Origin of the sequence: Micromonospora sp. NBC_01392 (assembly GCF_045040125.1) — a bacterium.
GTDB lineage: Bacteria > Actinomycetota > Actinomycetes > Mycobacteriales > Micromonosporaceae > Micromonospora.
In genome coordinates, this window is sequence record NZ_CP109549.1 from 3,231,235 (window position 1) to 3,257,006 (window position 25,772).

At 72.1% G+C, this 25,772-nt stretch carries 22 protein-coding genes and 2 pseudogenes; 18 read left to right on the top strand and 6 right to left on the bottom strand.

Annotated features, from left to right (window positions below):
- Nucleotides 1-88 precede the first annotated feature (88 nt).
- A complete protein-coding gene (locus OG767_RS14455; protein WP_405093869.1) occupies nt 89-1,318 on the bottom strand; it encodes a PucR family transcriptional regulator in 1,230 nt (409 codons plus the stop codon).
- An 83-nt stretch (nt 1,319-1,401) separates the two neighbouring features.
- Here OG767_RS14455 and OG767_RS14460 point away from each other — a divergent pair, with 83 nt between their 5' ends.
- From OG767_RS14460 to OG767_RS14480, 5 genes are all read left to right on the top strand, one after another.
- The gene (locus tag OG767_RS14460) at nt 1,402-2,493 is read left to right on the top strand and encodes a ferredoxin reductase (RefSeq protein WP_405093870.1); all 1,092 of its coding nucleotides are present in this window, start codon (nt 1,402-1,404) and stop codon (nt 2,491-2,493) included.
- 15 nt (nt 2,494-2,508) lie between these two features.
- Nucleotides 2,509-3,648 carry a fatty acid desaturase family protein gene (locus OG767_RS14465; RefSeq protein WP_405093871.1) on the top strand — a complete coding sequence of 380 codons (1,140 nt, stop codon included), beginning with the start codon at nt 2,509-2,511 and terminating at the stop codon, nt 3,646-3,648.
- Nucleotides 3,649-3,793: 145 nt separating this feature from the next.
- Nucleotides 3,794-5,308, top strand: a complete 1,515-nt coding sequence (locus tag OG767_RS14470; RefSeq protein WP_405093872.1) for a glycosyltransferase — start codon at nt 3,794-3,796, stop codon at nt 5,306-5,308.
- A gap of 278 nt (nt 5,309-5,586) precedes the next feature.
- Entirely contained in the window at nt 5,587-6,762 is a 1,176-nt protein-coding gene (locus tag OG767_RS14475; protein ID WP_405093873.1) for an alanine--tRNA ligase-related protein, read from the top strand.
- 67 nt (nt 6,763-6,829) lie between these two features.
- Entirely contained in the window at nt 6,830-8,317 is a 1,488-nt protein-coding gene (locus OG767_RS14480; RefSeq protein WP_405093875.1) for an ATP-binding protein, read from the top strand.
- 101 nt (nt 8,318-8,418) lie between these two features.
- Here OG767_RS14480 and OG767_RS14485 read toward each other — a convergent pair whose 3' ends face one another.
- Nucleotides 8,419-9,855, bottom strand: coding sequence for a hypothetical protein (locus tag OG767_RS14485; RefSeq protein WP_405093876.1), 1,437 nt, complete (start codon nt 9,853-9,855; stop codon nt 8,419-8,421).
- A gap of 254 nt (nt 9,856-10,109) precedes the next feature.
- Between OG767_RS14485 and OG767_RS14490 the strand changes: the two are divergent.
- Nucleotides 10,110-10,304, top strand: a pseudogene (locus OG767_RS14490) (helix-turn-helix domain-containing protein); the annotation flags it as partial.
- 15 nt (nt 10,305-10,319) lie between these two features.
- Complete coding sequence (locus tag OG767_RS14495; RefSeq protein WP_405094220.1) at nt 10,320-13,565, top strand: BTAD domain-containing putative transcriptional regulator; 3,246 nt, start codon at nt 10,320-10,322, stop codon at nt 13,563-13,565.
- On the opposite strand, the gene OG767_RS14500 is transcribed toward OG767_RS14495, so the two are convergent.
- Entirely contained in the window at nt 13,553-14,932 is a 1,380-nt protein-coding gene (locus tag OG767_RS14500) for a hypothetical protein (protein ID WP_405093877.1), read from the bottom strand. The two genes, OG767_RS14495 and OG767_RS14500, sit on opposite strands and share 13 nt — an antisense overlap.
- A gap of 240 nt (nt 14,933-15,172) precedes the next feature.
- On the opposite strand from OG767_RS14500, the gene OG767_RS14505 reads away from it, so the two are divergent.
- From OG767_RS14505 to OG767_RS14540, 8 genes are all read left to right on the top strand, one after another.
- On the top strand, nt 15,173-16,984 hold the full coding sequence (locus OG767_RS14505) for an acyl-CoA dehydrogenase (protein WP_405093878.1): 1,812 nt from the start codon (nt 15,173-15,175) through the stop codon (nt 16,982-16,984).
- 308 nt (nt 16,985-17,292) lie between these two features.
- Nucleotides 17,293-18,483, top strand: a complete 1,191-nt coding sequence (locus OG767_RS14510; protein ID WP_405093879.1) for a helix-turn-helix domain-containing protein — start codon at nt 17,293-17,295, stop codon at nt 18,481-18,483.
- A gap of 561 nt (nt 18,484-19,044) precedes the next feature.
- Complete coding sequence (locus OG767_RS14515; protein ID WP_405093880.1) at nt 19,045-19,263, top strand: hypothetical protein; 219 nt, start codon at nt 19,045-19,047, stop codon at nt 19,261-19,263.
- A complete protein-coding gene (locus OG767_RS14520; RefSeq protein WP_405093881.1) occupies nt 19,260-19,448 on the top strand; it encodes a hypothetical protein in 189 nt (62 codons plus the stop codon). The genes OG767_RS14515 and OG767_RS14520 overlap by 4 nt, the downstream gene beginning before the upstream one ends.
- Entirely contained in the window at nt 19,433-19,867 is a 435-nt protein-coding gene (locus OG767_RS14525) for an NUDIX domain-containing protein (protein WP_405093882.1), read from the top strand. The genes OG767_RS14520 and OG767_RS14525 overlap by 16 nt, the downstream gene beginning before the upstream one ends.
- A gap of 74 nt (nt 19,868-19,941) precedes the next feature.
- Nucleotides 19,942-20,142, top strand: coding sequence for a hypothetical protein (locus OG767_RS14530; protein WP_405093883.1), 201 nt, complete (start codon nt 19,942-19,944; stop codon nt 20,140-20,142).
- Nucleotides 20,143-20,241: 99 nt separating this feature from the next.
- Nucleotides 20,242-20,793, top strand: a complete 552-nt coding sequence (locus tag OG767_RS14535; RefSeq protein ID WP_405093884.1) for a YciI family protein — start codon at nt 20,242-20,244, stop codon at nt 20,791-20,793.
- Nucleotides 20,794-20,868: 75 nt separating this feature from the next.
- The gene (locus tag OG767_RS14540; protein WP_405093885.1) at nt 20,869-21,279 is read left to right on the top strand and encodes an SRPBCC family protein; all 411 of its coding nucleotides are present in this window, start codon (nt 20,869-20,871) and stop codon (nt 21,277-21,279) included.
- 37 nt (nt 21,280-21,316) lie between these two features.
- Here OG767_RS14540 and OG767_RS14545 read toward each other — a convergent pair whose 3' ends face one another.
- Nucleotides 21,317-21,676: a MerR family transcriptional regulator gene (locus OG767_RS14545; protein ID WP_405093886.1), complete on the bottom strand. Its 360-nt coding sequence runs from the start codon at nt 21,674-21,676 to the stop codon at nt 21,317-21,319.
- Nucleotides 21,677-21,734: 58 nt separating this feature from the next.
- Here OG767_RS14545 and OG767_RS14550 point away from each other — a divergent pair, with 58 nt between their 5' ends.
- Complete coding sequence (locus OG767_RS14550; RefSeq protein ID WP_405093887.1) at nt 21,735-22,655, top strand: NAD(P)-dependent oxidoreductase; 921 nt, start codon at nt 21,735-21,737, stop codon at nt 22,653-22,655.
- 16 nt (nt 22,656-22,671) lie between these two features.
- On the opposite strand, the gene OG767_RS14555 is transcribed toward OG767_RS14550, so the two are convergent.
- Nucleotides 22,672-23,277, bottom strand: a complete 606-nt coding sequence (locus OG767_RS14555; protein WP_405093888.1) for a YdeI family protein — start codon at nt 23,275-23,277, stop codon at nt 22,672-22,674.
- 22 nt (nt 23,278-23,299) lie between these two features.
- On the opposite strand from OG767_RS14555, the pseudogene OG767_RS14560 reads away from it, so the two are divergent.
- Both OG767_RS14560 and OG767_RS14565 read left to right on the top strand, forming a co-directional pair.
- Nucleotides 23,300-23,521: pseudogene (locus OG767_RS14560) on the top strand (aminoglycoside phosphotransferase); the annotation flags it as partial.
- 144 nt (nt 23,522-23,665) lie between these two features.
- Nucleotides 23,666-24,271, top strand: coding sequence for a class I SAM-dependent DNA methyltransferase (locus tag OG767_RS14565; RefSeq protein ID WP_405093889.1), 606 nt, complete (start codon nt 23,666-23,668; stop codon nt 24,269-24,271).
- A gap of 21 nt (nt 24,272-24,292) precedes the next feature.
- Here OG767_RS14565 and OG767_RS14570 read toward each other — a convergent pair whose 3' ends face one another.
- Nucleotides 24,293-25,747, bottom strand: a complete 1,455-nt coding sequence (locus OG767_RS14570) for an IS110 family transposase (RefSeq protein ID WP_405093890.1) — start codon at nt 25,745-25,747, stop codon at nt 24,293-24,295.
- Nucleotides 25,748-25,772 lie beyond the last annotated feature (25 nt).

Sequence of the window (25,772 nt, forward strand, 5' to 3'; positions counted from 1 at the left end):
CGTACCCCCGGGACAGGGCCGGAGGGCCCGACCGGCCGGGACCCTGCGTCCCGAGTGTTGACAGGGGGCCCCTGCTCTGCCGGAGGCGTTAAGCGGGGGCCCCTCCTTGCGCGGGTGGGACCGCGAGGGCGATGGTCAGGTCGAGGATGGTGGCGGGGTCGTGCAGGCGGTCGCCGAACAGTTCGCGGAGCTTGCCCATCCGGTAGCGGACGGTCTGCGGGTGCACGAACAGGTCCGCCGCCACGTCGTCGCGCCGCCCCTGGTGCAGCAGCCAGGACCGCAGCGTCTCGGCGAGCCGGTGCGCGGTGGCCGGGGGAAGCGCGGCGAGCGGCGCGAGGGCCTGGGTGCGCAGGTCGGCAAGCGCTTCCGGGTCCATGCTGAGCAGCAACGCGGAAAGGTGACACTCGGTGTCGACCGGCCCGGCGTCCGGCTCGCCGAGGCCGAGCGTGAGCGCCCGGGTGGCCCGCTGGTAGGACGCGGCGACCCGGTGCCACGGGCGGGCCGGGCCGAGCACCGCCCGGTGCCCGTGCAGCAGCCGGACGAGTTGACGGCGTCGTCCGCCGTGCGCGTCCGGCACCAGCAGCACCGCCAGCTCCTCGGCCGGGTTCATGCCGGGCAGGTCCTCGCCGCTCTCCAACGTCTGCGGGCCGAGCAGGGCGAGCACCGCGCGCAGGTGCCGGCGGGGCAGCAGCACCACGGTCAGCGTCTGGGGCGGCGGCCAGTCGGCCCGTTCCGCGCTGCGCCGCAGCGACTCCTCCGGCTCGCCGGCGAGCAACTGCTGGGTGAGCCGTTCCAGGTCGCGGCGGCGGACCCGGCCGGCGCTGGCCAGCTCGTCGGCGTGCCCGGCCACGCTGGCCGCGGACAGCTCGTCGATGTACGCGAACATCAGCTCGGCGAACTCGGCCACCGTCTCGGCGGCCAGTCCGCTCCGGACCGTGGTGGTGGAGACCTCCCGCCAGGCCACCCGGGCACCCACCCGGTACGCGGCCAGCAGCGCGTCCATGCTCCGCCCGGCGCGCGCCTCGCCGCTGCCCAGCGCGTACGCTGCCTCCAGCGCGGGGGCCAGGGGAGTGCTCGGGTCGAACGCCTGGGTACCCTCGATGAGCTGGAGGAACGTGCCGAGCGCGATGCGTACCGCGTTCTCGATCTTCTCCCGCATGGTGCCGGTGAGCGCGCCGGAGTAGTCAGTCACCTCGGCGGTGATCGCGCTGACCGTCCGCTCGGCGACCATGGGCAGCCGGTCGCGCAGCAGCGCCGCGACGCCGGCGTCGAGATCGAGATGGGCGGCCCGCGTCCCGGTCCCGGTCTCCCGCGTCATGTTGTTCCCTTCGAACAAAAACCTGTGACCTTTTCACCTTTGCTGGTCAAGATGTTATGCGATTCCGCAGCCACGCTGGTCATATGACCACAACTGCGCCCCGCCGCTCCCAGAAGGCATCCTTCCGGGACAGGCTGCTGCGGCTGGCCGGCACGGTCACCACCCCGCTGCTGCCGGGCGACTACCTCGACATGATCGCGCCGCTGCGCGCGGGTGCCCCGCTGCGCGGCCGGATCGTCGCGGTCCGCCCGGAGACCCGCGACGCGGCGACGCTGGTGATCCAGCCGGGTCGCGGCTGGCACGGCCACCTGCCGGGGCAGTACGTGCGCCTCGGCGTGGACGTCGACGGCGTACGCCAGTGGCGCGCGTACTCGGTCACCTCGGCGCCGGGCGCGGCGGACGGCCGGATCAGCGTGACGGTCAAGGCGATCCCGGACGGCAAGGTCAGCAACCACCTGGTCCGCCGGATCCGGCCCGGCACGATCGTCCAGCTCGACCAGGCGCAGGGCGACTTCGTGCTGCCCACCGCGACACCCGAGCGGGTGCTGTTCCTCACCGCCGGCAGCGGCATCACCCCGGTCATGGGGATGCTGCGGGCCGGGCTCACCGAACGGGCCGACGTGGTGCTGGTGCACTCGGCGCCCACCCGTAACGACGTCATCTTCGGCGCGGAGCTGCGGGCGCTGGCCGACCGGGGCGCGGTGCGGCTGGTCGAGCGACACACCGCCACCTCCGGCCTGCTCGACGTGGCCGAGCTGGACCACCTCGTACCCGACCACGCCCAGCGGCACACCTGGGCCTGCGGCCCGATCGGCATGCTCGACGCCGTCGAGGGGTACTGGACGTCGAACGGCGTCATCGAACGTCTGCACACCGAGCGGTTCCGTCCTACGGTGATTACGCCGGGCGACGGCGGCACGGTGACCTTCACCGGGGCGGGGGTGACCGTCGAGGCCGACGGCGCCACCACCCTGCTCGACGCGGGGGAGAACGCGGGGGTGCTCATGCCCTCGGGCTGCCGAATGGGGATCTGCTACGGCTGTGTCGTGCCGCTGCGGCAGGGCGCGGTACGCGACCTGCGCAACGGCGACGTCACCACGGCCGTGCCGGGAGACGGCGTGCGGATCCAGACCTGCGTGTCGGCGGCAGCCGGTACCTGCGACATCGAACTCTGACAGGGAGCCACCGACGTGACCGTGATCCAGAAGAAGGCCGACAACCCGATCGCCCACCTGAGCGCCGAGGACATCGAGATCATCGGCAAGGAACTGGACGCGATCCGGGACCGGGTCATCGCCGACCGGGGGGAGCGGGACGCCCGCTACATCCGCAAGGTGATCAAGACCCAGCGGACGCTGGAGATCAGTAGTCGCGCGGTGCTGCTGTTCTCGCTGTTCCCGCCGGCCTGGATCGTCGGCACGGCCGGCCTCACCGTCGCCAAGATCCTCGACAACATGGAGATCGGGCACAACGTCCTGCACGGCCAGTGGGACTGGATGCGCGACCCGAAGATCCACTCGACCACCTGGGACTGGGACCACGTCTCCCCGGCCGACCAGTGGAAGCAGTCGCACAACGAACTGCACCACCGCTTCACGAACGTGGTCGGCAAGGACAACGACCTCGGGTACGGCATCATGCGCGTGGACGAGGACCAGCCGTGGCACCCGATGCACCTGGGCCAGCCGGTGTGGAACCTGCTCAACGCCGCCTTCTTCGAGTACGGCATCGCCGCGTACGACATGGAGCTGGGCGACCACCTCAAGCAGAAGCGGCTCAAGGAGCCGGCGTTCCGGGCCAAGGCGAAGGCGGTCGGCCGCAAGATCCGCAAGCAGGTGCTCAAGGACTACGTGGTGCACCCGCTGCTCTCCGGCCCGTCGTTCCTGTCCACGCTCGCCGCCACGTTCACCGCGAACCTGATCCGCAACGTGTGGAGCCACTCGGTGATCATGTGCGGGCACTTCCCGAACGGCGTGGAGACGTTCGAGAAGACCTCCATCGAGGGCGAGACGCGGGGCGAGTGGTACCTGCGGCAGATGCTCGGCTCGGCCAACATCAGCGGCCCCCGCCTGCTGCACATCATGACCGGGAACCTGTCGTTCCAGATCGAGCACCACCTCTTCCCGGACCTGCCGAGCAACCGCTACCAGGAGATCGCCCCGCAGGTGCGGGCGCTGTTCGACAGGTACGGGCTGCGGTACACCACCGGCCCGCTGCCCAAGCAGGTCGCCTCCGCCTGGTGGAAGGTGATCCGCCTGTCGCTGCCCAACCGACGCGACCGCCGGCAGTCGGTCGCCCCGGGCCCGCTGGTCCCCTCCGGCGCGGCCTGACCGACCGGTGCACGGCGGGTGAATTCCCGCCCGCCGGCACCTGCACAACCGGTGTCCGCCCAGCTCAGCGCGGCTTCCGTGCGCTTCGGGACGGCCGCCGGCCCCCGTACACTCGCGCCGTCGAGCTGAGGGGGTGTGGTCGTTGATGCCGTACGACGCCGCGACGCCGCCGGCCGCCGGCCGGCGGGTGGTGATGCTTGTCGACAACGCGGTCGAGGGTGACTCGCGGGTGCAGAAGGCCGCCCGGTCCGCCGCCGACGCCGGCTGGGACGTCACGCTGCTCGGCTGCGCCCGGGTCGACGCCGAGCGTCGCTGGCGACTCGGCGCCGCCGAGGTACGCGTGCTGCCGCTCGACGCCCCCCGCGACACCCGACCGGCCGTCGGTGACCCGGGCGACGGCGTACCCGGTCCGCGCGACGACCTGCCTCGGCCAGTGGGCGGGATGTCCGGTCTGCGACGGCGGCTGGTGGCCCGGGGCGGTCTGCCGCTGCGCGCCGCCCGGCTGGCCCGCCGGCCGGTGGAGCACGCCCAGGTCCGCTACTGGCAGGCCCGGCTCGGTGACCGGGCCTGGCGTCGGCTGGAGCCCGGCCTCTGGGACTACGAGCGGGTCGCCGGCCCGGTCGTCGACGCGCTGCGCCCGGACCTGATCCACGCGCACGACTTCCGGATGCTCGGTGTGGCCGCCCGCGCGGTCGACCGGGCCCGGGACCGGGGCCGCGTCGTGAAGCTGGTCTGGGACGCCCACGAGTGGCTGCCCGGCGCCCGGCCCCGCCGCGACAACGCCCGCTGGCTGCCCGCCCACCTCGGCTACGTCCGCGAGTACGTCGGCCACGCCGACGCGGTCGTCACCGTCTCCGACACGCTCGCCGACCTGCTGGTCCGCGACCACGCCCTGCCCGAACGCCCCACCGTCGTGCTCAACGCGCCGGTCACCGCCACCGAACCGGTCTCCGCCGCCGAACCGGTCGTGGCCGCCGAACCGGTCACCGGGGTCGGGTCCGTCCCGGTCGACGCGGGCGAGGCGGACGACCGGGACGCACCCGACCTCCGGGCCCGCTGCGGCCTGACCGCCGGCACCCCGCTGCTGGTCTACAGCGGGGCGATGGCCGTCCAGCGCGGCGTGGACACCGTGGTCGAGGCGCTGCCCCGGCTGCCCGGCGTACACCTGGCCCTGGTCGTCGCCGACCCGGCCGCCGGCTACGTCCGGCAGGTCGTGGCGGGTGCCGCCCGGCTCGGCGTGGCCGACCGGGTGCACGTGCTGCCGTACGTGCCGCACCGGCAGCTCGTCGCGTTCCTCGCCGCCGCCGACGTCGGGCTCATCCCGCTGCACCACTGGCCCAACCACGAGATCGCGCTGATCACCAAGTTCTTCGAGTACGCGCACGCGCGGCTGCCGATCGTGGTCAGCGACGTCCGCACCATGGCCGACACGGTCCGGGCCACCGGCCAGGGTGAGGTGTTCCGTGCCCGCGACGCCGCCGACCTGGCCCGCGCGGTCCGGGCGGTGCTCGCCGACCCGGCCCGCTACCGCGCCGCCTACGACGGCCCGGACTCGCCGCTGTCCACCTGGACCTGGGAGGCCCAGGCCGCACGCCTCACCACCCTCTACCACCACCTACTAACCCCCACCCCCACCCCCACCCCCACCCCGCTGCCCTGAGCGCGCTGATTCACGGAAAGCGTGGCCATCCGGCCGCTGACAGCCACGCTTTCCGTGAATCAGTGCGAGGCGAGGGGTGGGTGTGGGGTAGCGTGGACGGCATGCAGGGTTGGCGATCTCTCACCGCCGCGGCCGCGCGAGCTTCCCGCTCGCCGGTTGCCGCCGCCTGACCTGCCCCATCCCACGCCGGCGACCGGAGACGGTCCGCCGGCGTCGTCGTGTGTCACGGCCACCGTCGGGTGGGCCGTCCGGTCGCCCGTACCCGGAAGGCACCCGCCATGACACCCGACGAGATCATCCGTACCTTCGGAGAGCACTACCATCGCCTCGGCCACTCCGACGCGCCGGAGAGTTCCCTGGTGCCGCCGCCCGGCGACCCGGTGCTGTTCACCACGTCCGGCATGCACCCGCTCACGCCGTACCTGCTGGGGCACCCGCACCCCGGCGGACGCCGCCTGGTCAACGTGCAGCGGTGCCTGCGCACCACCGACCTGGACGAGGTGGGCGACCGGACCCACCTGACCGTGTTCCAGATGCTCGGCTCCTGGTCGCTCGGCGACTACGACATCGCGACCAGCCTGCGCTGGGGCTTCGACCTGCTCACCGACGGCTACGGCATCGCACCGGGAAAGCTGCACGCGACGGTCTTCGGCGGCGACGAGCACGGACTCGGGCCGGACGAGACGGCGCGCGACACCTGGACCGCGCTCGGTGTGCCGGTGGAGGCGCTCGGCGCGGACAACTGGTGGTCCAACGGCCCGACCGGCCCGTGCGGCCCGGACTCGGAGATCTTCGTGTGGACCGGTGACGGCCCGCCCACCGGCACCCCGAGCGGCGACGACCGCTGGGTGGAGGTGTGGAACCACGTGCAGATGCGACACCACCGGCACCCCGACGGCCGGCTCACGCCGCTGCCGGTGTCCAGCATCGACACCGGCATGGGCCTGGAACGGCTGGAGATGGTGCTGCGCGGCGACCGGTCCGTGTTCACCGGCGACGGGCTGTGCCCGTGGGTGGGCGCGGTCCGCGACCGGTGGGGCCTGCGCGGCGCGGACCTGCGCGTGGTCGCCGACCACCTGCGGTCCGCGGTGGTCGTGCTGGGCGACGGGGTACGCCCGGGCAACACCGGCCGCGGGTACGTGCTGCGGCGGCTGCTGCGCCGCGCGTTGACCGTGCTGTGGCGCGACGACCCGACGCGGAGCCTGGACGAGCTGCCGCTGACCGGATACGACGACACGCTGCGTCGGTTCCGCCAGCCGGTCCAGCCCGGCCCGCTGCGGGCGGTGCTGCGCGACGAGGAGCGCCGGTTCCGGGGGCTGCTGCGGCGCGGCCGGCCGCTGGTGGCGCGGGTCCGGGCGCGCGGCCCGTTGACCGAACCCGACTACCACTGGCTGCACGACACCCACGGGCTGCCCCGCGACCTGGTCGACGCGCTGCTCGCCGACGCCGGCTGAGCGGTTGGCCGCCCGGCCCGGCCGGTGCCAGACTCGGGGCAGACATCGCCGCGAGGGAAGAGGCCCCATGACCGGGTACGACGTGCGGCCGGACGAGGAGTCGGTGCCGCTGCTGGGCGCCGAGGTGCGCATCGCCGACCCGGCCGGGCTGCTGGCCGCCGCCCAGAACGGGCCGGTGGAACTGCTGGCCGGGACCGACTTCCCCGCCCCGGTGCGGGAGGTCCGCTGCACCGTGCGCGCCGACACCGTCGACGGGCGGCCGGTGCACCGCTTCGAGGCGTACCTGCGGGTGGAGGCCGCCCCGGCCGGCCTGCTCGCCCTCGGCCTGGCCGGCCCGGTCGGCCTGCTGCTCGCCGAGCGGTTCGCCGCCCGCGCCGTCGACGGCCCGGCCGCCGCGGTGGGCCGGGCCGCCGCGGAGGCGACCCGCCGCCTGGGGCTGCGACCGGCCGGCACCGCGCTGGCCACGCCGCCGCGCGACCCGGCCGGCCGGGCCGTGCTGCGCGCCGCCGAGGAAGCCGGCGTGCGTCCCCGCGTCGAGCAGGACAACGGCACCGTACGCATCCGCGTCGACGTGCCCAGCGCCGAGGTGGGACCGGAGCACCTGCGCGTGGTGCTCGGCGTGCTGCTCCAGGCCGTCCGTGAACTGACCGGGGACACCCTGGAGCCGACGGTGCTGCGCGGGCGGACGTACCGGGTGGGGCGGCGACCGGTCGCGGCGCCGCGCGGCGCGACGGTGGCCGCGCCGCGCAGCGAGACGGTGACGCTCGACCAGGTCGGCGGCCTGGCCGAGGTGGTCGCCCGGTTCCGCGAGGTGGCGGTGTCGTTCCGGCACCCGGCCGCGATGGCCCGCTGGGGCGCGCGCCGGCCGCAGGGCATCCTGATGTACGGCCCGCCGGGCACCGGCAAGACCATGCTGGCCCGGGCGCTCGCCAACGAGGTCGGCGCGGACTTCGTGGAGATCCGCACGCCGGAGATCCTGGACAAGTACCTCGGCGGCTCCGAGCGCAACATCAAGCGCATCTTCCGCGACGCCCGCCGCTACCGCCGGCCCACCGTGATGCTCTTCGACGAGTTCGACTCGATCATCAGCTACGCGGGCGCCGGCGGCGACGCGGCCAGCCAGGCGGTCAACGCCGTCGCCGGCATCTTCAAGCAGGAGATGAACACGCTGTTCGAGGAGAATCCGGACGTCATCGTGGTGGCCACCACCAACTTCCCGCAGCGCGTCGACGCCTCGTTGATCCGCTCCGGCCGCTTCGACCTGAAGATCGCCATTCCGGCGCCGGACGACACCGGCCGCGCGGAGATCCTCACCAAGATGATCCGCGAGTTGATCGACCGGCACGAGCGGCCCGGCTTCCGGATGTTCGCCGACGACCTCGACCCGGCCGCGCTGGCCGCCGACACGGCCGGGCTCACCGGCGCGGACCTGCGCGAGGTGCTGCGTCGGGTGCAACTCGCCAAGGCGCTGCGGGAGGCCGCGGAGGGTGCGCCGCCGGCCCCGATCGGCCAGGACGACCTGCGGGAGGCCGTCGCCGGGCTGCGCCGCGGCTGACCGTGGCCCCGCTTCCGACCGACCGCCGCGGGACCAGGACCGGGCGCGCCGCCACGGCGGGATCCGGTGGTGTCCGGGTCCCGCCGTGGTGGGTGTGGTGGTCAGATGCCGTAGATGAATTGGGTGTCGACGGGGCCGCCGCTGTTGGTGTTGCGGAGGTAGACGGTGTTGTTGCTGGGGCGGCGGACGCCGGGGGTGGTGTTGGTGTTGGTGTTCCATTGGCCGGGTACGGCGATGTCGCCGGAGGGGCCGTGTCCGAAGATGAATTCGTGGTCGGTGGTGTTGGTTGCGGTGGTGGTGCCGTTGGTGAGGTACCAGGTGGAGGTGGTGGGGCGGAAGACGCCGACGGAGTCGTAGCCGTTGTTGTTCCAGTCGCCGGCGATGGGTTGGTCGCCGGAGGGGCCGTGTCCGAATTTGAATTCGTAGTTGGTGTCGTTGGTTGCGGTGGTGGTGCCGTTGGTGAGGTACCAGGTGGAGGTGGTGGGGCGGAAGACGCCGACGGAGTCGTAGCCGTTGTTGTTCCAGTCGCCGGCGACGGGTTGGTCGCCGGAGGGGCCGTGTCCGAAGATGAATTCGTGGTCGGTGGTGTTGGTTGCGGTGGTGGTGCCGTTGGTGAGGTACCAGGTGGAGGTGGTGGGGCGGAAGACGCCGACGGAGTCTTTGCCGTCGTTGTTCCAGTCGCCGGCGATGGGGATGTCGCCGGAGGGGCCGTGGCCGAATTTGAAGATGCGGGTGGCGTCGCCGCTGTTGGTGTCGCGGAGGTAGAAGGTGGAGTTGCTGGGTCGGAAGACGCCGATGGTGTCGATGCCGTCGCCGTTCCAGTCACCCGAGATCGGCACGTCCTCCGGGGAGACGTCCTCGAGGATGTTGTCGTAGCGGACCGGGGTGTAGAGCCCGGCGTAGCTGGACGACCAGGTCCGCTCGATCGTGTCCGAGCTGCCCGTCTGCTCGATCACCACCGGAGCGGTGTGCGCGGAGTCGCTCCACTTCACGAACAGCGCGACGTGGTTCTCGCTGGGATCCCCGGTGTGCCGGAGCAGCGCGTCGCCCGGGGCGAGGTCAGCACGCGCGATCGTGTGTGACCTGCTGTCCAGGTTTCCGGTCCAGAACGCGCTTCCCGAGCCGCCGAGGCCCCACGCCATCGCCACGAACCCCGAACAGTCGGTGCGGTAGTCGCCGTACTGGTTCTCGTAGCAGCGGCTCTGGCTGTAGGGGACACCACCCACGCTCAGCCAGCTGCGTGCCCGCTTGACCGCGTCCGATCGCTGCATGTCCTTGTCGGAACCGTTGTCGCCGCAGGGTGTCGGCGTGGTGCCCACCGCGGCGGCCGCTCCCACCCGCGGCGTCAGGCCCGGGTACTCGGGCAGGGCCGGATCACCCGGGACCGCGGTGACCACCAGCCCGGCCGGGTCCACCGCCGAGGTGCCCGGCGTCGCGGACGCCACAGTCGGCGTCGCGGCCAGGGCCGCGGCCAGCACCGCCACCGGCACCATCGACCGGCGGGCCCACCAGCCACTTCGTCGAGCGTATGAGTGCAAGATGTTCTCCTCGTCTGTTCCGGCGTGCTTGCCGCCTCGCCTTGCCCCAGAGTGTGAGGAGCGCTCCTGACGCCTGACTGGAGGGACAGATCCTGTAGTGAAACTCGTACTACGATCTTCCGGACAGAGGTAGGAGTCGGATCGTCACACCGCCGGCGGGCATCGATCGCCGGCTACCCGTCGATGAGCCAGCCGCCGGGGGCGCCGCGGGGCGGCCCTACGGGTTGACGATCATGCGTACGGGGGAGTCGACGATGGACGACGGGGGGAATGGCGGCCTCAGCGAGCTTCTCCGACGAGCCCGGGTCGGCCGCGGCCTGACCCAGGCCGATCTCGCGGACCGGGCCGGGGTCAGCGTCGGTGTGGTTCGTGACCTCGAACAGGGGCGTAGCGGGAGGCCACGAGGACGTTCCCTGCAGGCGCTCGCGGACGCTCTGGGCCTTCACCACGAGGACCGCGTGCGGATGACACAGCTCGCCCGGCCGCCGCAGCGGGAGCGACCGGAGGCGACCGGTCCGGCCCGGATCTCTGTGCTGGGGCCGCTGCTGGTCACCCGGAGCGGTCAGCCCACCGATCTCCGGACCGGACGGCACCGTGTCGTGTTGGCCCGCCTCGCGCTGACCCCCGGCCGCCCGGTGAGCCGCGCGGAGCTGATCCATCTTCTGTGGGGGGACACGCCGCCGACGTCGGCGACGAACGTGGTGCAGACCCACATCAGTCGGATCCGTCGCCTGCTGGAGCCGGCACCGCACCCGGACGGGCCCTCGTCGGTGATCCTGGGATCGGGCGGGTACCAACTGCGGGCCGATGCCGAGAAACTCGACCTGGTGGCCTATCGGTCCCGTCTTCTCGACGCGGGCGCGCCGGCCCTGCCCGCCGGGCGCGCCTTCGAGCTGCTCCTCGACGCGTTGGACATGTGGCGCGGCGACGACGCCGCCCAGGACGTGCCGGAACTCGCCGGTGATCCGTTGATCACCGCGCTGGCCGAGGAGCGCGTGGAGGCGGCCGTGCGCCTGGCGGCGCTCGGGGAGGTGGTGCACCGGCAGCGGCAGGTCCTCCCGCTTCTGCGCCGGCTGGCGGGGCGGTTTCCGTGGCACGAATCGTTGCACGCGCGGTTGGTCGTCGCGCTCGCCGCCTCGGGTCAGCAGGCCGCCGCGATCGAAGTCTTCGAGAGCGTCCGCCAGCGGCTCGCCGAAGAGCTGGGCGTCGACCCCGGCCGCGAATTGATCGAGGCGCGGCAGGCGGTGATCCGCGGCCCGGGGGATCGGAGCGCGGGTACGCCGGTGGACATCCGTGGTGCCGTCACGCCGCAGCAGGTGCCGGCGCCGCCGGTGGACTTCTGCGGACGCGCTCGGGAGCTGCGCGAGATCGAACGCGCGTTCCGCTATCCGGAGCACGGCTCACCCGTCGTCCGCGTCATCTCCGGCATGGCCGGCGTCGGCAAGACCAGCCTCGCGCTGAAGGCGGCCTGGGGGCTCCGGCGGGACTTCCCGGACGGGCAGCTCCACATCGACCTCCGCGGTGGCGACGACCGGCCGGTCGCGGTCGCGTACGGGCTCGCCCGACTGCTGAAGGCCCTCGGGGTCGAGGCGCGTGCCATCCCCGGTGACGAGGACGAGGCCGCCGCGCTCTATCGCAGCGTGCTCGCCGGCCGACGGGTGCTGATCGTGCTCGACAACGCGCACAACGCCGCCCAGATCCGCCTGCTGCTGCCGGGTCCGGGTGGAAGCGCGGTCCTGGTCACCAGCCGTAACCAGTGTGCGGAGTTGGACGGCGCCACCACGACGCTCCTGCCGGTGTTCACGTCGGACGAGGCGCTGGACCTGCTGCGGGTCAAGCTCGGTGCGGCCCGGGTCCACACCGAGCGCGGGGACGCCGAGGCCCTGGTCGACGCGTGCGGCCGACTGCCGATCGCGGTGCGGCTGATGGCGGGCCGGTTGTCGGGCGGATCGGGGAGCACGGTCGCCGAGGTCCTCCAGGGCCTGACCGACGAGCGGCTGCGGCTCGCCCGACTCAGCCTCGGTGACCGTACCGTGACGAGCAGCTTCGCCATCAGCTGCCGCGCCCTGCCGGCGGCGGCTGCCGAGGTCTTCCACGCCGCCGCGCTGATCCCCGGTGAGGACTTCTCGGCCACGGCGGTCGCCGCGCTGATCGGCGCGGAGCCGCGCGGTGTGCGGACGGCGCTGGAGCACCTTGTCGCGGAGAATCTGCTCCAGTCCGGCGGTACGGGCCGCTACCGGTACCACGACCTGCTGCGCCTCTACGCGCTGCGAGCCGGCGAGACCCGCGAGACGCCCGTCGACCGCGCCGCAGCCCTGGGCCGGCTCTACACCTGGTACCTGACGCGAACCGCATCGGCGATGGACCTGCTCTATGCCGACATGGTGCGGCTGCCGATCGATGTCGACCCGACCGGGCACCCGTTTCCCGACCTCGACGCCGCGACGGGATGGCTCAGCCAGGAGGCGGCGAACCTCTTCGCCGCGGTCGAGGCCGCCGCGGCTGACGGACACGGCGCACGGTCCTGGCAACTGGCCGACCAGCTCCGCGGCTACTTCTTCGTCTCGGGAGACGTGCTCGCCTGGCTCGCGACCGGGTCCGCCGGGCTCGCCGCCGCGGAGGCCGCGGGCAACATGCTGGCTCAGGCCGCCATGCACCAGACCATCGGGCAGGCGCACTGGGCGGCCGGGAAGCACCACCTGGCCGCCGATGCCTACCGCCGGGGTATCGAGGCCGCCCGCGTCAGCGGCTGGCTCGTCGGCGAGGCGTACCTGTCGCACAACCTCGGGCTCGTGCAGGCCGAGTTGGGCCATCCGGACGAGGCGCAGGAGCTCTACCAGCGGGCACTGACCCTGGGGGACGGGCCCGAGTTCCACCACGTTCGGGCGGTGACCCTGAACGACCTGGGCACCCTGTGCCACGAACGGGGGCAGCTCGCCGAGGCGGCCGGTTACCTGACGGCGGCTCAGCAGTTGAACGAGAGGTCGGCGCGCCATCCGTCGGCGATGGCCAACCGGCACAACCTGGCGATGGTCCTGCGACAGATGGAAGACTTCGAGCCCGCACGCGCCCACTTCGAGACCGCACTCGACCACTACCGTCGTACCGGGTCGACACTGCGTGAACTATCGGTGCTCGATGAGCTGAGCCAGCTCGACCGACAGTTGCACGAGTGGGTGTCGGCCGTGCGCAACGCCGCCGAGGCGTTGCGGCTGGCCCGGAAACTGCGCAACCTGCGGGCCGAGGCGGCCACCCTCAACACGCTGGGCTTCGCGCTGTTGGGAAGCCGGGCTGTCGATGACGCCCGTGCCCGGTTCACCGAGAGCCTGTCGATCAGCCGGAACCGGGGCTTCCGGTACTTCGAGTGCCAGGCGGCCATCGGCCTCGCTGAGGCCGCCCTGCTCGAGGGCGCCGCCGAGGAGGCCGACCGGACCGCGGGGGATGCCGTCCTCATCGCCTCCCGCAACGCCTACCGGGCACTGCACAGCGATGCCCTCATCGTGCGGGCGAAGGTGGCGATCCGCCAGGGTGAGCCGGAGACGGCCCGGCAGCACTGCGCGGCTGTCCGGGACCTGCTCGGGACGACGTTCCTTCCGGACCGGGAGCGCGAGTGCGGCGCGATCGAGGCGCGCTTGACCCCACTGCCGCCACGGCGGGATCCGGTGGTGTCCGGGTCCCGCCGTGGTGGGTGTGGTGGTCAGATGCCGTAGATGAATTGGGTGTCGACGGGGCCGCCGCTGTTGGTGTTGCGGAGGTAGACGGTGTTGTTGCTGGGGCGGCGGACGCCGGGGGTGGTGTTGGTGTTGGTGTTCCATTGGCCGGGTACGGCGATGTCGCCGGAGGGGCCGTGTCCGAAGATGAATTCGTGGTCGGTGGTGTTGGTTGCGGTGGTGGTGCCGTTGGTGAGGTACCAGGTGGAGGTGGTGGGGCGGAAGACGCCGACGGAGTCGTAGCCGTTGTTGTTCCAGTCGCCGGCGATGGGTTGGTCGCCGGAGGGGCCGTGTCCGAATTTGAATTCGTAGTTGGTGTCGTTGGTTGCGGTGGTGGTGCCGTTGGTGAGGTACCAGGTGGAGGTGGTGGGGCGGAAGACGCCGACGGAGTCGTAGCCGTTGTTGTTCCAGTCGCCGGCGACGGGTTGGTCGCCGGAGGGGCCGTGTCCGAAGATGAATTCGTGGTCGGTGGTGTTGGTTGCGGTGGTGGTGCCGTTGGTGAGGTACCAGGTGGAGGTGGTGGGGCGGAAGACGCCGACGGAGTCTTTGCCGTCGTTGTTCCAGTCGCCGGCGATGGGGATGTCGCCGGAGGGGCCGTGGCCGAATTTGAAGATGCGGGTGGCGTCGCCGCTGTTGGTGTCGCGGAGGTAGAAGGTGGAGTTGCTGGGTCGGAAGACGCCGATGGTGTCGATGCCGTCGCCGTTCCAGTCACCCGAGATCGGCACGTCCTCGGTGCGAGGGCCGGCGGCGTCCCAGAGCGCATCGACGATGATCTGCGCGTCCGGCGCCTGGACCTGGTAGCGGTCCGGGTAGGCCGACACCTGCACCGCCTGGCAGACCTCGCCGATCGGGGCGCTGGCCCAACTGCCGTTGGGATACTTCCGCACCATCGCGTCGAGGAAGGCGTTCGTGGCCGAGGCCGGGTTGAGCCGCTCGGCCCGGGTGCCCCACCACTCCTGCTGCTGGAACAGGCCGAGGCTGGTGTGGTCCACCTCCTCGCTGATGTTCTGCAGGTGGGTCTCGACGATCACGGTGGTGATCGCGATGACCGCCGCGCGCGACGCCAACCCCCGGGCCCGCACCGCCTCGACCACCTCCCGCGCGCAGGACACGCGGTACGCCGTCAGGTAACCCCGCATGTCCGAGTTCAGCCGCGAGTTCAGTTGGGTGGCGAGCGTCCCGTCGCTCGTGGTGGGACCGGCGGGATCGCACGCGGCCGTCTGGTACTGGGCGGTCAGCGGAGCGAGGGCCGGTGGCAGGTCCGGTCCCGACTCCGCGCCCAGGGCGGGCGACGCACCCAGTAGCGCGGATGTGGTCAGGGCGGCGGTGACGCAGAGGGCCGCTGCCGTGCAGGAGGGGTTCTTCACCAGTGATGATCCAATCGCCGAGGGTCCGAGGACCGGCCCGGTTCCTTCGACCGGGCGGTGCCCAGAGACTCGCGGAGCCTGCTGACGGCAGGCTGGCGCGACGCTTCCAGGACCCATCCCGTACTCGGCGGGCGCCGCGACGCGAGGCGGTGGAGGGTGCGCGGCCGGCCCCGATCGGCCAGGATGACCTGCGGGAGGCCGTCGCCGGGCTGCGCCGCGGCTGACCGGAAGGAGTCGCTCGTGTCCTCGTCCGACCTGCTGCTGTCCCGCCGCGACCTGGCGTTCCTGCTGTATGACTGGCTGGACGTGTCCCGGCTGACCGAGCGGCCCCGCTACGCCGAGCACTCCCGGGAGACGTTCGACGCGGTGCTCGACCTCGCCGCGCGGGTCGCCGCCGAACGGTTCGCCCCGCACAACCGCGCCGTCGACACCGCCGAACCCACCGTCGAGGGTGGGCACGTGCGTACGATTCCCCAGGTCAAGGCCGCGCTGGACGCGTTCGCCGGGACCGGGCTGTTCGCCGCCACCCTGGACGAGTCGGTGGGCGGCATGCAACTCCCGCACGCGGTGGCCGCCGCCGCGTTCGCCTGGTTCCAGGCCGCCAACGTGGGCACCTCGGCGTACCCGTTCCTCACACTCGGCAACGCCAACCTGCTGCTCGCCCACGCCGGTCCGGAACAGGTCGACACCTGGGTCCGGCCGATGGTGGAGGGCCGGTTCTTCGGCACCATGTGTCTGTCCGAGCCGCAGGCCGGCAGCTCGCTGGCCGACCTCACCACCCGCGCCGAGCCGCAGGACGACGGCACCTACCGGCTCACCGGCACCAAGATGTGGATCTCCGCCGGGGACCACGAACTCGCCGAGAACATCGTCCACCTGGTGCTCGCCCGCATCCCCGGCGGGCCGCCCGGCGTGAAGGGCCTGTCCCTGTTCATCGTGCCGAAGGTGCTGCTCGACGAGGACGGCTCGCTCGGCCCGCGCAACGACGTGGTGCTGGTCGGGCTCAACCACAAGCTCGGCTACCGGGGCACCACCAACACGCTGCTCAACTTCGGCGAGGGCGTGCACCGCCCGTACGGACGGGCCGGCGCGGTCGGCTACCTGGTCGGGCAGCCGCACCGAGGGCTGGCGCTGATGTTCCACATGATGAACGAGGCGCGTATCGGCATCGGGGCCGGTGCCACCGCGCTCGGCTACACCGGCTACCTGAAGTCCGTCGCGTACGCCCGGCAACGGCCGCAGGGCCGGCCGGTCGCCGACAAGGACCCCACCGCGCCGCAGGTGCCGATCGTCGCCCACGCCGACGTACGCCGGATGCTGCTGGCCCAGAAGAGCTACGTGGAGGGCGCGCTCGCGCTGGTCCTCTACTGCGGACGGCTGCTCGACGAGGAGAGGACCGCGCCCGAGGGAGCGGACCGGGAGCGGGCGCACCTGCTGCTGGAACTGCTCACCCCGATCGCCAAGAGTTGGCCGTCCCAGTGGTGCCTGGCCGCCAACGACCTGGCCATCCAGGTGCACGGCGGGTACGGCTACACCCGCGACTACGACGTCGAGCAGCACTGGCGGGACAACCGGCTCAACGCCATCCACGAGGGCACCCACGGCATCCAGGCGCTCGACCTGCTCGGCCGCAAGGTCACCATGCGCGACGGCGCGGCGCTGGAACTGCTGCTGGAGACCATGCGCGCCACGGTGAACCGGGCCTGGAAGGCGGACGGGCCGGCCGCCGAGATGGCCGGGCGGCTCGGGACGGCGCTGGACCGGATCGCGGTGGTGACCCGGCGGCTCTGGGCGACGGGCGATCCGGAGCTGGCGCTGGCGAACGCCTCGGTCTATCTGGAGGCGGTCGGGCACGTGGTGATCGCCTGGATGTGGCTGGAGCAGGTGCTGGCGGTGGAGGCGCTGGGGTCGCCGGAGGGGGATTTCTTCGCCGGGAAGCGGGCGGCGGCGCGGTACTTCTACCGGTGGGAGCTGCCGAAGGTGGCGGCCCAGTTCGACCTGCTGGAGAGCCTGGACCGCACCACACTGGACATGCGGGAGAGTTGGTTCTGATCCGCCGGCGGTATGGTGCCGGCCCGGATGCCCGTTGTGGCGTCACACTGCGTGACGCTCCCCCGAGGACTTGGGGTGGAGAGCGATATACCCTCCTGTCATACTTATGACTTGATGTCATATCGCTTGCGAGGAGAGCCTTCTACCGGTGCCGCTCCCCAAACAGGCGCCACCTCATCGACGTTGTCGGTGTGCCCGCGTGAGGCTGTCTGCGCGGTCAGACGATGCGGATATCTCGGGGAAGTCGCTCAATTGGTAGGCTGAATAGCTGCCAGATCTCAGCCCCTCATCCGGGAGGCAGGCGACACGTGGCCAGGAAGGCCGACACGATCGGAGCCCGGATCCGCTACTGGCGGATGCGCCGTGGCGGGATGAGTCAGGCCGTCCTCGCCGGGCTTGCCGGGGTCAGTCAGCCATACATCTCGCAGGTCGAGTCCGGGCGCAAGACGATCGACCGACGATCCACGCTGGTCGCCGTCGCAGCCGCGTTGCAGGTGACGGTTGCGGATCTTCTCGGTCAGGGCACCGAGACCGGCGATCCGGCCCGTGAGCGCGCAGCCGAGTGCGTGCCGGCGATCTGGTCGGCGCTCATCGAGATTGAGGACGGCGCGCGGCGGTTGTCAACCCGCAGTCCGGAGGAGTTGACTGCCGGCATAGCGCGTAGCGACCAGTTCCGGCACCGTTCGAACTTTCCAGCCATGGCCCAGTTGCTGCCGGGTTTGCTGGTGGAGGCTGCCGCGCGAGGAGGGCCGGAACTCGTTCAGGTGGCGTACCAGGCGTCGGCGTGCCTACGGCATCTCGGGTATCGGCATCTGGCGTTGAACGCGGCGCGGGTCGCCGTGTCAGCCGCCGAGGACGTCGAGGAGGCGGCGTGGCTGGGCGCGTCCCGCTTCGCGTACGCGCAGAGTCTGCCCATCGAGTCGGCGTCGCTGGCGGCCCGGGCGGCTGATCGCTCGCTGGCGGAACTCCAGTCCGCCGCCGCTGACGAGCGGGTCCGGCAAATGCTCGGCCAGCTACACCTGTCGGCGGCACTGGCCTCGACGGTCAGCGGTCGACTGGACGTCGCCCGTGACCACGTGACCGAGGCGGCTCGGGAGGCCGCCACCCTGGGGGATCCCGAGGACGGCATGGGATTCAACGGCTGCGGATTCGGGCCGACCAACGTGGCGCTGTGGGAGATGTCCATCGCGGGCGAGTCGGGAGAGCCGGGCCGTGTCATCGAGCTGTCCCGAACCGTGCGGCCCCAGGTCCTGGCGGCGTCGATCCGGCAGATGTCGTACTGGCTCGACCTCGGTCGTGCGTTGGCCGATTCCGGTCGCCGGGACGCCGAAGCGCTTGCGGCCTTCATCCGCGCCGAGCAGGCCGCGCCGGTGCCGTTCTCGCTCAACCCGCTCGCCCAGGATGCCGTCCTCGCGATGGCGCAGCGGGCCAAGCGTCGGGCCATCCCCGACGAACTTCGTCTGCTGGCTGGACGGCTCGGCATCACCGTGGCGCTATAACCAGGTGTAATTCCCCGAACACGGTCAGCTCTTAACGTCTGTCTCAGGCGATGCGGATGCTTCGCTCGGGCCGGGTGCGGCGTCACCACAACCTCTGAGGAATGGTCGCCGCGCCCCAGCAGACGGAGGTGGCCATGGGTGGTCGGAGGGGCCAAGCCGGAGGTGACAGGGGTCAGGAGATCCAGGCCGCCGAGTGGGAGGCCGCCAGGCGGCGGCTCCTCGCTCTGGCCCGATCGGATCACCCCCAGCGCTTCCCGCTGGCCCCGGATTGCAGCACTCGCACGGTCGGGAACGCCGAGCGCTCCGTGCGCCGCCTCTTGCCCTACGAGAGTTACCTGCTCGCGGTGGCACTGGGACTCGTTCGTCGCCATCGGCCGACCTGGTCATGGCGGAAGTGGAGATGGTTGTGCCGTTGTGGCGGAGAACTGCCGTGCCGGAACTGCCACCGGATACCGATCAGTCGTGGTCACTGGCCAGCGCAGGAGGACCGGTGAACGTTGCGGGGCGTCGGGCGTGGCGGGCGCTGTTGACTCCGTACCCCTGGTGGAAGGCGGCGCTGGGGTGAGCGCGCACGGGCCGGTGCTGCCAATCTGGATGTGCGGTGGGTGCGACGCGCCGTGGCCGTGCGCGGAGCGGCGGCGGGAGCTGCGGGCCGAGTACGAGGGCGCGTCGGTCTCGTTGGCGATGTATCTGGGGGCGCAGTTGGTGCGCGCGACGGCGGATCTGAGTTGGGCGCCGGCGGGGGCGTTGCACCGGCGGTTCCTGGGCTGGCTGCGGTGAGCGTGCTGCGGGCGGGGGACGAGAAGTTCCACTACAGCGACGGGTCGCACCGGTGGATCCCGCCGGATCCCGACTACGACCAGGCGGTGTGGGGCGAGCAGGTGCGCCAGCACAAGCTGGGGCACCTGCGCAACGAACGGCCGAGGGCGGACGGGAGGAGGCCGGCACCATGCCCGAGAAGGTGATGGTCACCAAGGCGCTCTGCTACGTGGTGCGGGCGGGGCGGTTGCTCGTCTTCCGGCACACCGATTTCAGCTACGAGGAGGTGGGTCTCCAGGTGCCGGGCGGCAGCGTCCGCGCGGGGGAGGACCCGGCGGACGCCGCGCTCCGGGAGGCCCGCGAGGAGACCGGGCTGCGGGCCTTCACCGTCGTGCGCGAGCTGGGAGTGATCGAGTACGACATCAGCCCGCTTCGCTTCGAGATCCAGCGTCGGCACGTCTTCGAGCTGGCACTGCACGAGGCGACGCCCGAGCGGTGGGCGAGCCGGGAGGACCACGACGGTGAGCGGGAGCCCACCCGGTTCGAGTGCTTCTGGATCCCGTTGCGGGCGGCGCACGTCCTGCAGTCCGGCCAGGGTGCCCTCGTCGGCCGGTTGTTCGAGTGACCAGGAAACCAATGGCGGTAACGGGAAACTGCGCGGAGCGGGTACAAGAGGCGGAGCCGGGGTACTGCCGACGCATGGCTGAACTTCCCACACACATCCTGACCGACGCGGGTTTCACGACCGACGAGGCGGATGCCATCGTCAAGGCCCTGGTGGCGGGTGACAACCTGCACGGCGACACGAACGCCGCCGAGCCGATCAACATCGACGACCTCCCGCCCGAGAAGAAGGAGGCGCTCGACCGGTTCAACCTGGCGGTCGCCGCTGACGCCTGAGCCGGCTGCCCCCGCCTCCATCCAGTGCCCGGGGCGCCATCCGTAGCCGGGTGGCGTCCCGGTTGGCTCACGGCTCGACGCCGGTCGAGACTGTGGCGCATGGAGTTCCTGTGTTACCACCGCGACCGCCCCGGTTCCGCCGCCCTTCGGGAGGAGCTGCGGGATGAGCACTGGTCCTACATGGACCGGTACGCGGACGCGATGATCGCGCGTGGGCCGACACTGGCCGACGACGGCGTCACGCCAACCGGGAGCCTGCACATCGTCGACGTGGCCGGTCCCGCCGCCGCCCGCGCCTTCGCCTTCGACGAGCCGAATTATCAGGCCGGCGCATACCGCGACGTGCTGCTGCGCCGCTGGCGCAACACGCTCGGGCGCACGATGTGGGACTTTCCGGGCGGCAGCGCCGGCGGCAACCGGTACCTGGTGCTGGGCCTGGGCGCCGGGCCGGCGGGCGACCTGACCGTACCGGACCGTCCGGACGAGCTGGTCGCGTACGGGCCGCTGCTGTCCGACGACGGAACCCGGTGGTTGGGCACCGCTGCGGTGGTCCGGGCCGCGGAGCCCGGCGCGGCCCGCGCCGTCCTGACCCCGAGCCGGTACGCCGGGATCGAGGTGCACAACTGGCAGTTCGGCGGGCGGCGCGGGTAGTCCGGCCAACGCGGCGGGTCGGGGTCGGTAGGCTGCGTCCCTGCCTGCCTCAGCGACGCGAGGGGAACGCCCGTCATGGCCATGGTCCGTGTCGAAGCCGTCGTCGACGCGCCCGCCCGGCAGGTCTGGGACGCTGTCGCGGATGTCGGCGCGGTGCACCGGCGACTGCTGCCCGGCCGGGTCGCCGACGCCCGGCTCGACGGTGACGTCCGAATCCTGACCATGCCGGACGGACATCAGATCCGGGAACTCATCCTGGGCGTCGATCACGACCTGCGCCGGATGGCGTACGCGGTGGTCGAGGGGCAGCGCCTGCCGTTGACCTACCACCACGCGGCGTTCCAGGTGCTCGACGAGGGCCGCCGCAGCCGGCTCGTCTGGCTGACCGACGTCCTGCCGCACCACATGGCGGACGTGGTGCGGCCGCGGGTGGAGCGGGGGATCACGGAGATGAAGGCGGCCCTGGAACGCGACGCGACGTCGTGACGGGCTGCCGCGTGTCCGGATCGGGTCCGGACCGCGGTCAGTGACGGTCGGGGGCGCCCTGGATGATGCGGTCCAGGATGGCGCGTGCCGTCGTGAGCTTCTCGATGGACCCGGTGAGGCGGTGGCGTTCCTCGGCCAGGGCATCGAGAAGTTCGGGGCAGGTGGGCGCCAGCACCGTCCGGTCGTCGGGGATGCAGGGCAGGATCTCGGCGATGGCGGTGGTGCCCAGGCCGGCGGAGAGCAGCAGTTGGATGTGCCCCACGACGCGTACGGCCTGTTCGTCGTAGTCCCGGTACCCGCTCGCGTGCCGGTCGGGCCGCAGCAGCCCCTGTTCCTCGTAGTAGCGCAGGGCGCGGGGGGTGGTGCCGGTCTGCCGGGCCAGTTCACTGATCCGCATGTCCGGAGCCAAACAGGACTTGACCTTCACGTCAACGTGAAGGTTTACCGTCGCTGCTGTGACAGACCATGACATCCCCATCGACCAGCGGTCCACCGTCGCCGTCCTGGGCCTCGGCCCGATGGGCCGGGCACTCGCCACCGCCGCGCTCGCCGCCGGGCACCCGACGGTGGTGTGGAACCGTACGCCGGGCCGGGCCGACCCGCTCGTGGCGCGGGGAGCCGTGCTCGCGCCCTCGGTGGGCGACGCGGTACGGGCGGCCCCGGTCACGATCGCCTGCATGATCGACTATGCCGCGGTCCGCGCGAGCACGTCCGACCTCACCGACCGGCCCGCAGGCACGCTGGTCAACCTGAGCAGCGGGCACGCCGCAGAAGCCCGCGCCATGGCCGACCTCGCCGCACGGCGTGGCGTCGACTACCTGGACGGCGCCATCCTGACCCCGGCGCCCACGATCGGCACACCCGCCGCGACGATCCTCTACAGCGGACGGCACGCGCTCTACCAGCGGCACCGAGCTCTGCTGGACGCGTTCGGCGGCACCGGCATCCACCTCGGCGACGACGTCGGCGGCGCGGCGGCGTACGAGACGGCGCTGCTCGACCTGTTCGCCATGTCCGTCGGTGGGCTTGCGCACGCCTTCGCCCTGGCCGTCGCCGAGGGCATCGCACCGGCCGCATTCGCCCGCTTCGCCAAGGGGATCGGCGGGCTGCTGCCCGATCTCACCGACCGGTTCGCCGCTCAGCTTGCCGCCGGGCAGTTTCCGGCCGACGTCTCCAGTGTCGCGTCGGCGGCCTCCGCGCTGACGCACGTGCGGGCCGCCGCCGCCGTGCACGGAATCGACGCCGCCCCGCTGGAGGCCGTCCACCGCATCATCGAACAGGCGGTCGCGGCCGGCCACGGCGGCGACAGCTACGCCCGGCTCGCCCAGCAGCTCGCCGGAGCCGGAGTCGACGACGTGGCCCCGCGGGCGGGCTGACACGTCGACCGCCGGATCACCCGGTGGTCGGAGGTTTCGCCTTCTGCGGATGGGGCGTCTCGTGGCGGGCCAGCATGGCGACGAACTCGCGGATCTTCCGCTCCCGGGTCTCGGCCCGTTTGACCGCGTTGAGCCGGTGGATGAGCGCGAACCGGTTGGTGCTGGTGAGGACGTCGAACATGGCCTGGGCGGCCGGGTCGGCGGCGACGGCGGCGAGCAGGTCGGCCGGCACCTCGGCCTCCGAGGGCGGGGCGTAGGCGGCGGCCCAGCGCCCGTCCGCCTTCGCGGCCTCCACCGCCGCCCGGCCCGAGGGTCGCATCCGCCCCGCCGCCTCCAGCCGGGCCACGTGCTCGACGTTGCGTCGGGACCAGGAGCTGCGGGGCCGGCGCGGGGTGAACCGGATCCAGGAGCTCTCCTGGTCGCGCTTGCGGGCCTGCCCGTCGATCCAGCCGAAGCACAGCGCCTCGTCGACGGCCTGCTGCCAGGTCAGCGTGGTGACCGTGCCGCCCTTGCGGGTCAGGGCGAGCCAGACGCCGGGTGAGGTGGCATGGTGGGCCGACAACCACGCCCGCAGCGCCTCGGCGTCCGCGACGACCAACTCTTCCAGCTCGATGCCCGGCATGACGGAAGGCTAACCCCTCGGTATGACACACGAGATCACCGCCGACCTGGTCCGGGAACTGCTCCACGACCAGCATCCCGATCTCGCCGATCGACCGCTCCGGCCGGGTGCGCGGGGATGGGACAACCAGTTGTGGCGGCTCGGTGACGACCTGGCCGTCCGGCTTCCCTGGGCGACCGCGGCCGCCGACGCGTTGCTGCGCAAGGAACACCGCTGGGTGCACGCCGCGCCCGCCCCGGCGCCTTATTTCACGGAAATAGTGGCTAACTGGGCCCCGAAGGCCACTCTTTCCTTGAAACAGGCGCGTGGGGCGGCGCGTGGTGGGAACGCCGCACTCCGCCGGGTCGGCGCCGACGTCCCGGCCCGGCCCGGCCCGTAGGGTCGGCGCATGACGACCGAACAGGTCCGCCGGGCGTACGCGGCCATGGCGGACCGCTACATCGCGTTGTTCGGCACGAGTGGCCAGGTGCACGCCGACGACCTCGCGTTCCTCCGGCGGCACCTGACCGGCCGGCCCGGCCCGGTGCTCGACCTGGGCTGCGGGCCCGGCCACCTCACCGACTTCCTCCGCGCCCACGGCGCCGACGCGACCGGAGTCGACATCGTCGCGGAGTTCATCGCCCACGCCCGGGCCGCCCATCCGACCGGTCGCTACCTGCTCGGGTCGATGACGGATCTCCCGGTCGCCGACCAGTCGGTCGCCGGCATCCTGGCCTGGGGTTCGGTGATCCACCTGCCCCCGCCCGACCTGGACCGGGTGCTCGCCGAATTCCGCCGGGTGGCCGCGCCGGGCGCGACCGTGGTGCTCGGGATCTTCGTCGGCGAGGAGGTCGCCGCGTTCGACCACAAGGTCGTCACCGCCTACCGCTGGCCGGTCGACGCGTTCGCCGAGCGGCTGGCCCGGGCCGGCTTCACCGAGGTGGAGCGCCTGCACCGGCCCGGCGACGCCACCCGCCGGCCGCACGCCGCCGTCGCGGCGGTCGCCGCCGGCTGATTCCCTATCGGGGATCGGCTGTCAAGGTGCCGGTTGCTTGACCTTGTGGGTGGGCTGGTTGGACGATCGTTGGTGGGGAAGGTCGCCTCGTTTGTCGGCGCTTCGCGCGTCTGACCTGACATGTCCCGTGAGGACTCGTTGAGGGGCCTTCCCCGCCTTCGGGCTGGTGGGTTTGGTGCTGCGTCGGCGGGCGCGGACGTCGGCGGGGACGGTCCACTGCTCGGCGATGATCGTTTTCGCCTCGTATGGGGTGACCGGTGTGCCGTCGGTGTCGCAGATGACATAGGGCATCCGGCGGTGCATGACGGTCCAGGCGCGTTCGGCGAGGCGGCTGGCGACCACGCAGAGGGCTTTGAGGTGTTCGGCGCCGCGTTCGACCATCTGCGTGTAGTAGACCTTCGCCAGTTGGGGGTCTTGTTTGCGGGCGTGGTCGGCGGCGCGGATCAACGCGGCGCGGGCCAGCCGGGACCCGGCCTTGGACATCGGTTGACCCTTGCGGTCGGTGTTGCCGGTTTCCGACGCGCGGGGGGCGAGGCCGAGGTAGGACTTGAAGTGCGCGCCGGAGGGAAACCGGTCGGCGTCGCCGATGACTGTGGCCAGGATCGGGCCGCCGACGGTTGCCAGGCCGGGCAGGCTGCGGGCGAGTTGGCCTGGGTCGGCCCACCGGTAGGCGTCCTCGCGCATGGCGGCGTGTGCGGCCAACTCCGTGTCGATCGCGGCGAGCAAACGCACTTCGGTGGCGACTTCGGCGGCCAGGTCGGCGAACGCCACCGCGGGGTGATCGCCGTAGAGGTCAACCGCGGCGCGGGCCGCGGTGATCCACTGCTGTGCGCGGGCGGTTCCCTGATGGTTGTTCGACGCCTTGACGATCACTGCGTTCAGCCGGGCGGTTCCGGCTTTGAGCAGGGCCCGCGGGTCGGCCCACCGGGATAGCACCGCCATGTCGGCCCTGCCCAGGTCCCCGGTCAACGGGGTCAGCGGCATCAATTGCCGGACCAGGTCCTTGATCCGTACCTTGTGCTCCGAGGCGGCCTGCGTCAGCCGGTCACACGCCCGCACCCGCCGGTCCAACGCCGCCTGCTGCGCCGTGGGCAATCGCAGCGGCTGGACCCCGTTCGGATCGACCAGCGGCAGCCGAGCCAGGGTGTCGGCGTCGATGCCGTTGGACTTGGCATGCCGGGACAGGAACCGGCGCAGGTCTGCTGCCTTCGCCGAGGACACCCGGAACACCGTGTGTCCCCGCGAGACGAAGAACACCGCCACCGGCAGCCACGCCGGGCCGGTCGGCTCGATCACCACCTCCAACCGGGTCCCGTCCGCCGCCCCCGCCAACGCCGCCTGCTCGATCGCCGACAGACTCTCCACGCTCGGTTCACACCGTCGCCGACAGACCTGCCGGCCAGCCTCGTCGAGAACCCGGACCGTGTGCGCCGAGGCGATACCCAGATCAACGCCTACCAGCCGCCGCTGCACCATCCCTACCCCTTCCCGCTGACCAGTC

What these genes read in the sequence shown, in the direction of transcription:
- OG767_RS14455 (WP_405093869.1), bottom strand. Translation starts at nt 1,318, where the DNA reads ATGACGCGGGAGACCGGGACCGGGACGCGGGCCGCCCATCTCGATCTC.
- OG767_RS14460 (WP_405093870.1), top strand. Translation starts at nt 1,402, where the DNA reads ATGACCACAACTGCGCCCCGCCGCTCCCAGAAGGCATCCTTCCGGGAC.
- OG767_RS14470 (WP_405093872.1), top strand. Translation starts at nt 3,794, where the DNA reads ATGCCGTACGACGCCGCGACGCCGCCGGCCGCCGGCCGGCGGGTGGTG.
- OG767_RS14475 (WP_405093873.1), top strand. Translation starts at nt 5,587, where the DNA reads ATGACACCCGACGAGATCATCCGTACCTTCGGAGAGCACTACCATCGC.
- OG767_RS14480 (WP_405093875.1), top strand. Translation starts at nt 6,830, where the DNA reads ATGACCGGGTACGACGTGCGGCCGGACGAGGAGTCGGTGCCGCTGCTG.
- OG767_RS14495 (WP_405094220.1), top strand. Translation starts at nt 10,320, where the DNA reads ATGACACAGCTCGCCCGGCCGCCGCAGCGGGAGCGACCGGAGGCGACC.
- OG767_RS14525 (WP_405093882.1), top strand. Translation starts at nt 19,433, where the DNA reads ATGCCCGAGAAGGTGATGGTCACCAAGGCGCTCTGCTACGTGGTGCGG.
- OG767_RS14530 (WP_405093883.1), top strand. Translation starts at nt 19,942, where the DNA reads ATGGCTGAACTTCCCACACACATCCTGACCGACGCGGGTTTCACGACC.
- OG767_RS14535 (WP_405093884.1), top strand. Translation starts at nt 20,242, where the DNA reads ATGGAGTTCCTGTGTTACCACCGCGACCGCCCCGGTTCCGCCGCCCTT.
- OG767_RS14540 (WP_405093885.1), top strand. Translation starts at nt 20,869, where the DNA reads ATGGCCATGGTCCGTGTCGAAGCCGTCGTCGACGCGCCCGCCCGGCAG.
- OG767_RS14545 (WP_405093886.1), bottom strand. Translation starts at nt 21,676, where the DNA reads ATGCGGATCAGTGAACTGGCCCGGCAGACCGGCACCACCCCCCGCGCC.
- OG767_RS14555 (WP_405093888.1), bottom strand. Translation starts at nt 23,277, where the DNA reads ATGCCGGGCATCGAGCTGGAAGAGTTGGTCGTCGCGGACGCCGAGGCG.
- OG767_RS14565 (WP_405093889.1), top strand. Translation starts at nt 23,666, where the DNA reads ATGACGACCGAACAGGTCCGCCGGGCGTACGCGGCCATGGCGGACCGC.
- OG767_RS14570 (WP_405093890.1), bottom strand. Translation starts at nt 25,747, where the DNA reads ATGGTGCAGCGGCGGCTGGTAGGCGTTGATCTGGGTATCGCCTCGGCG.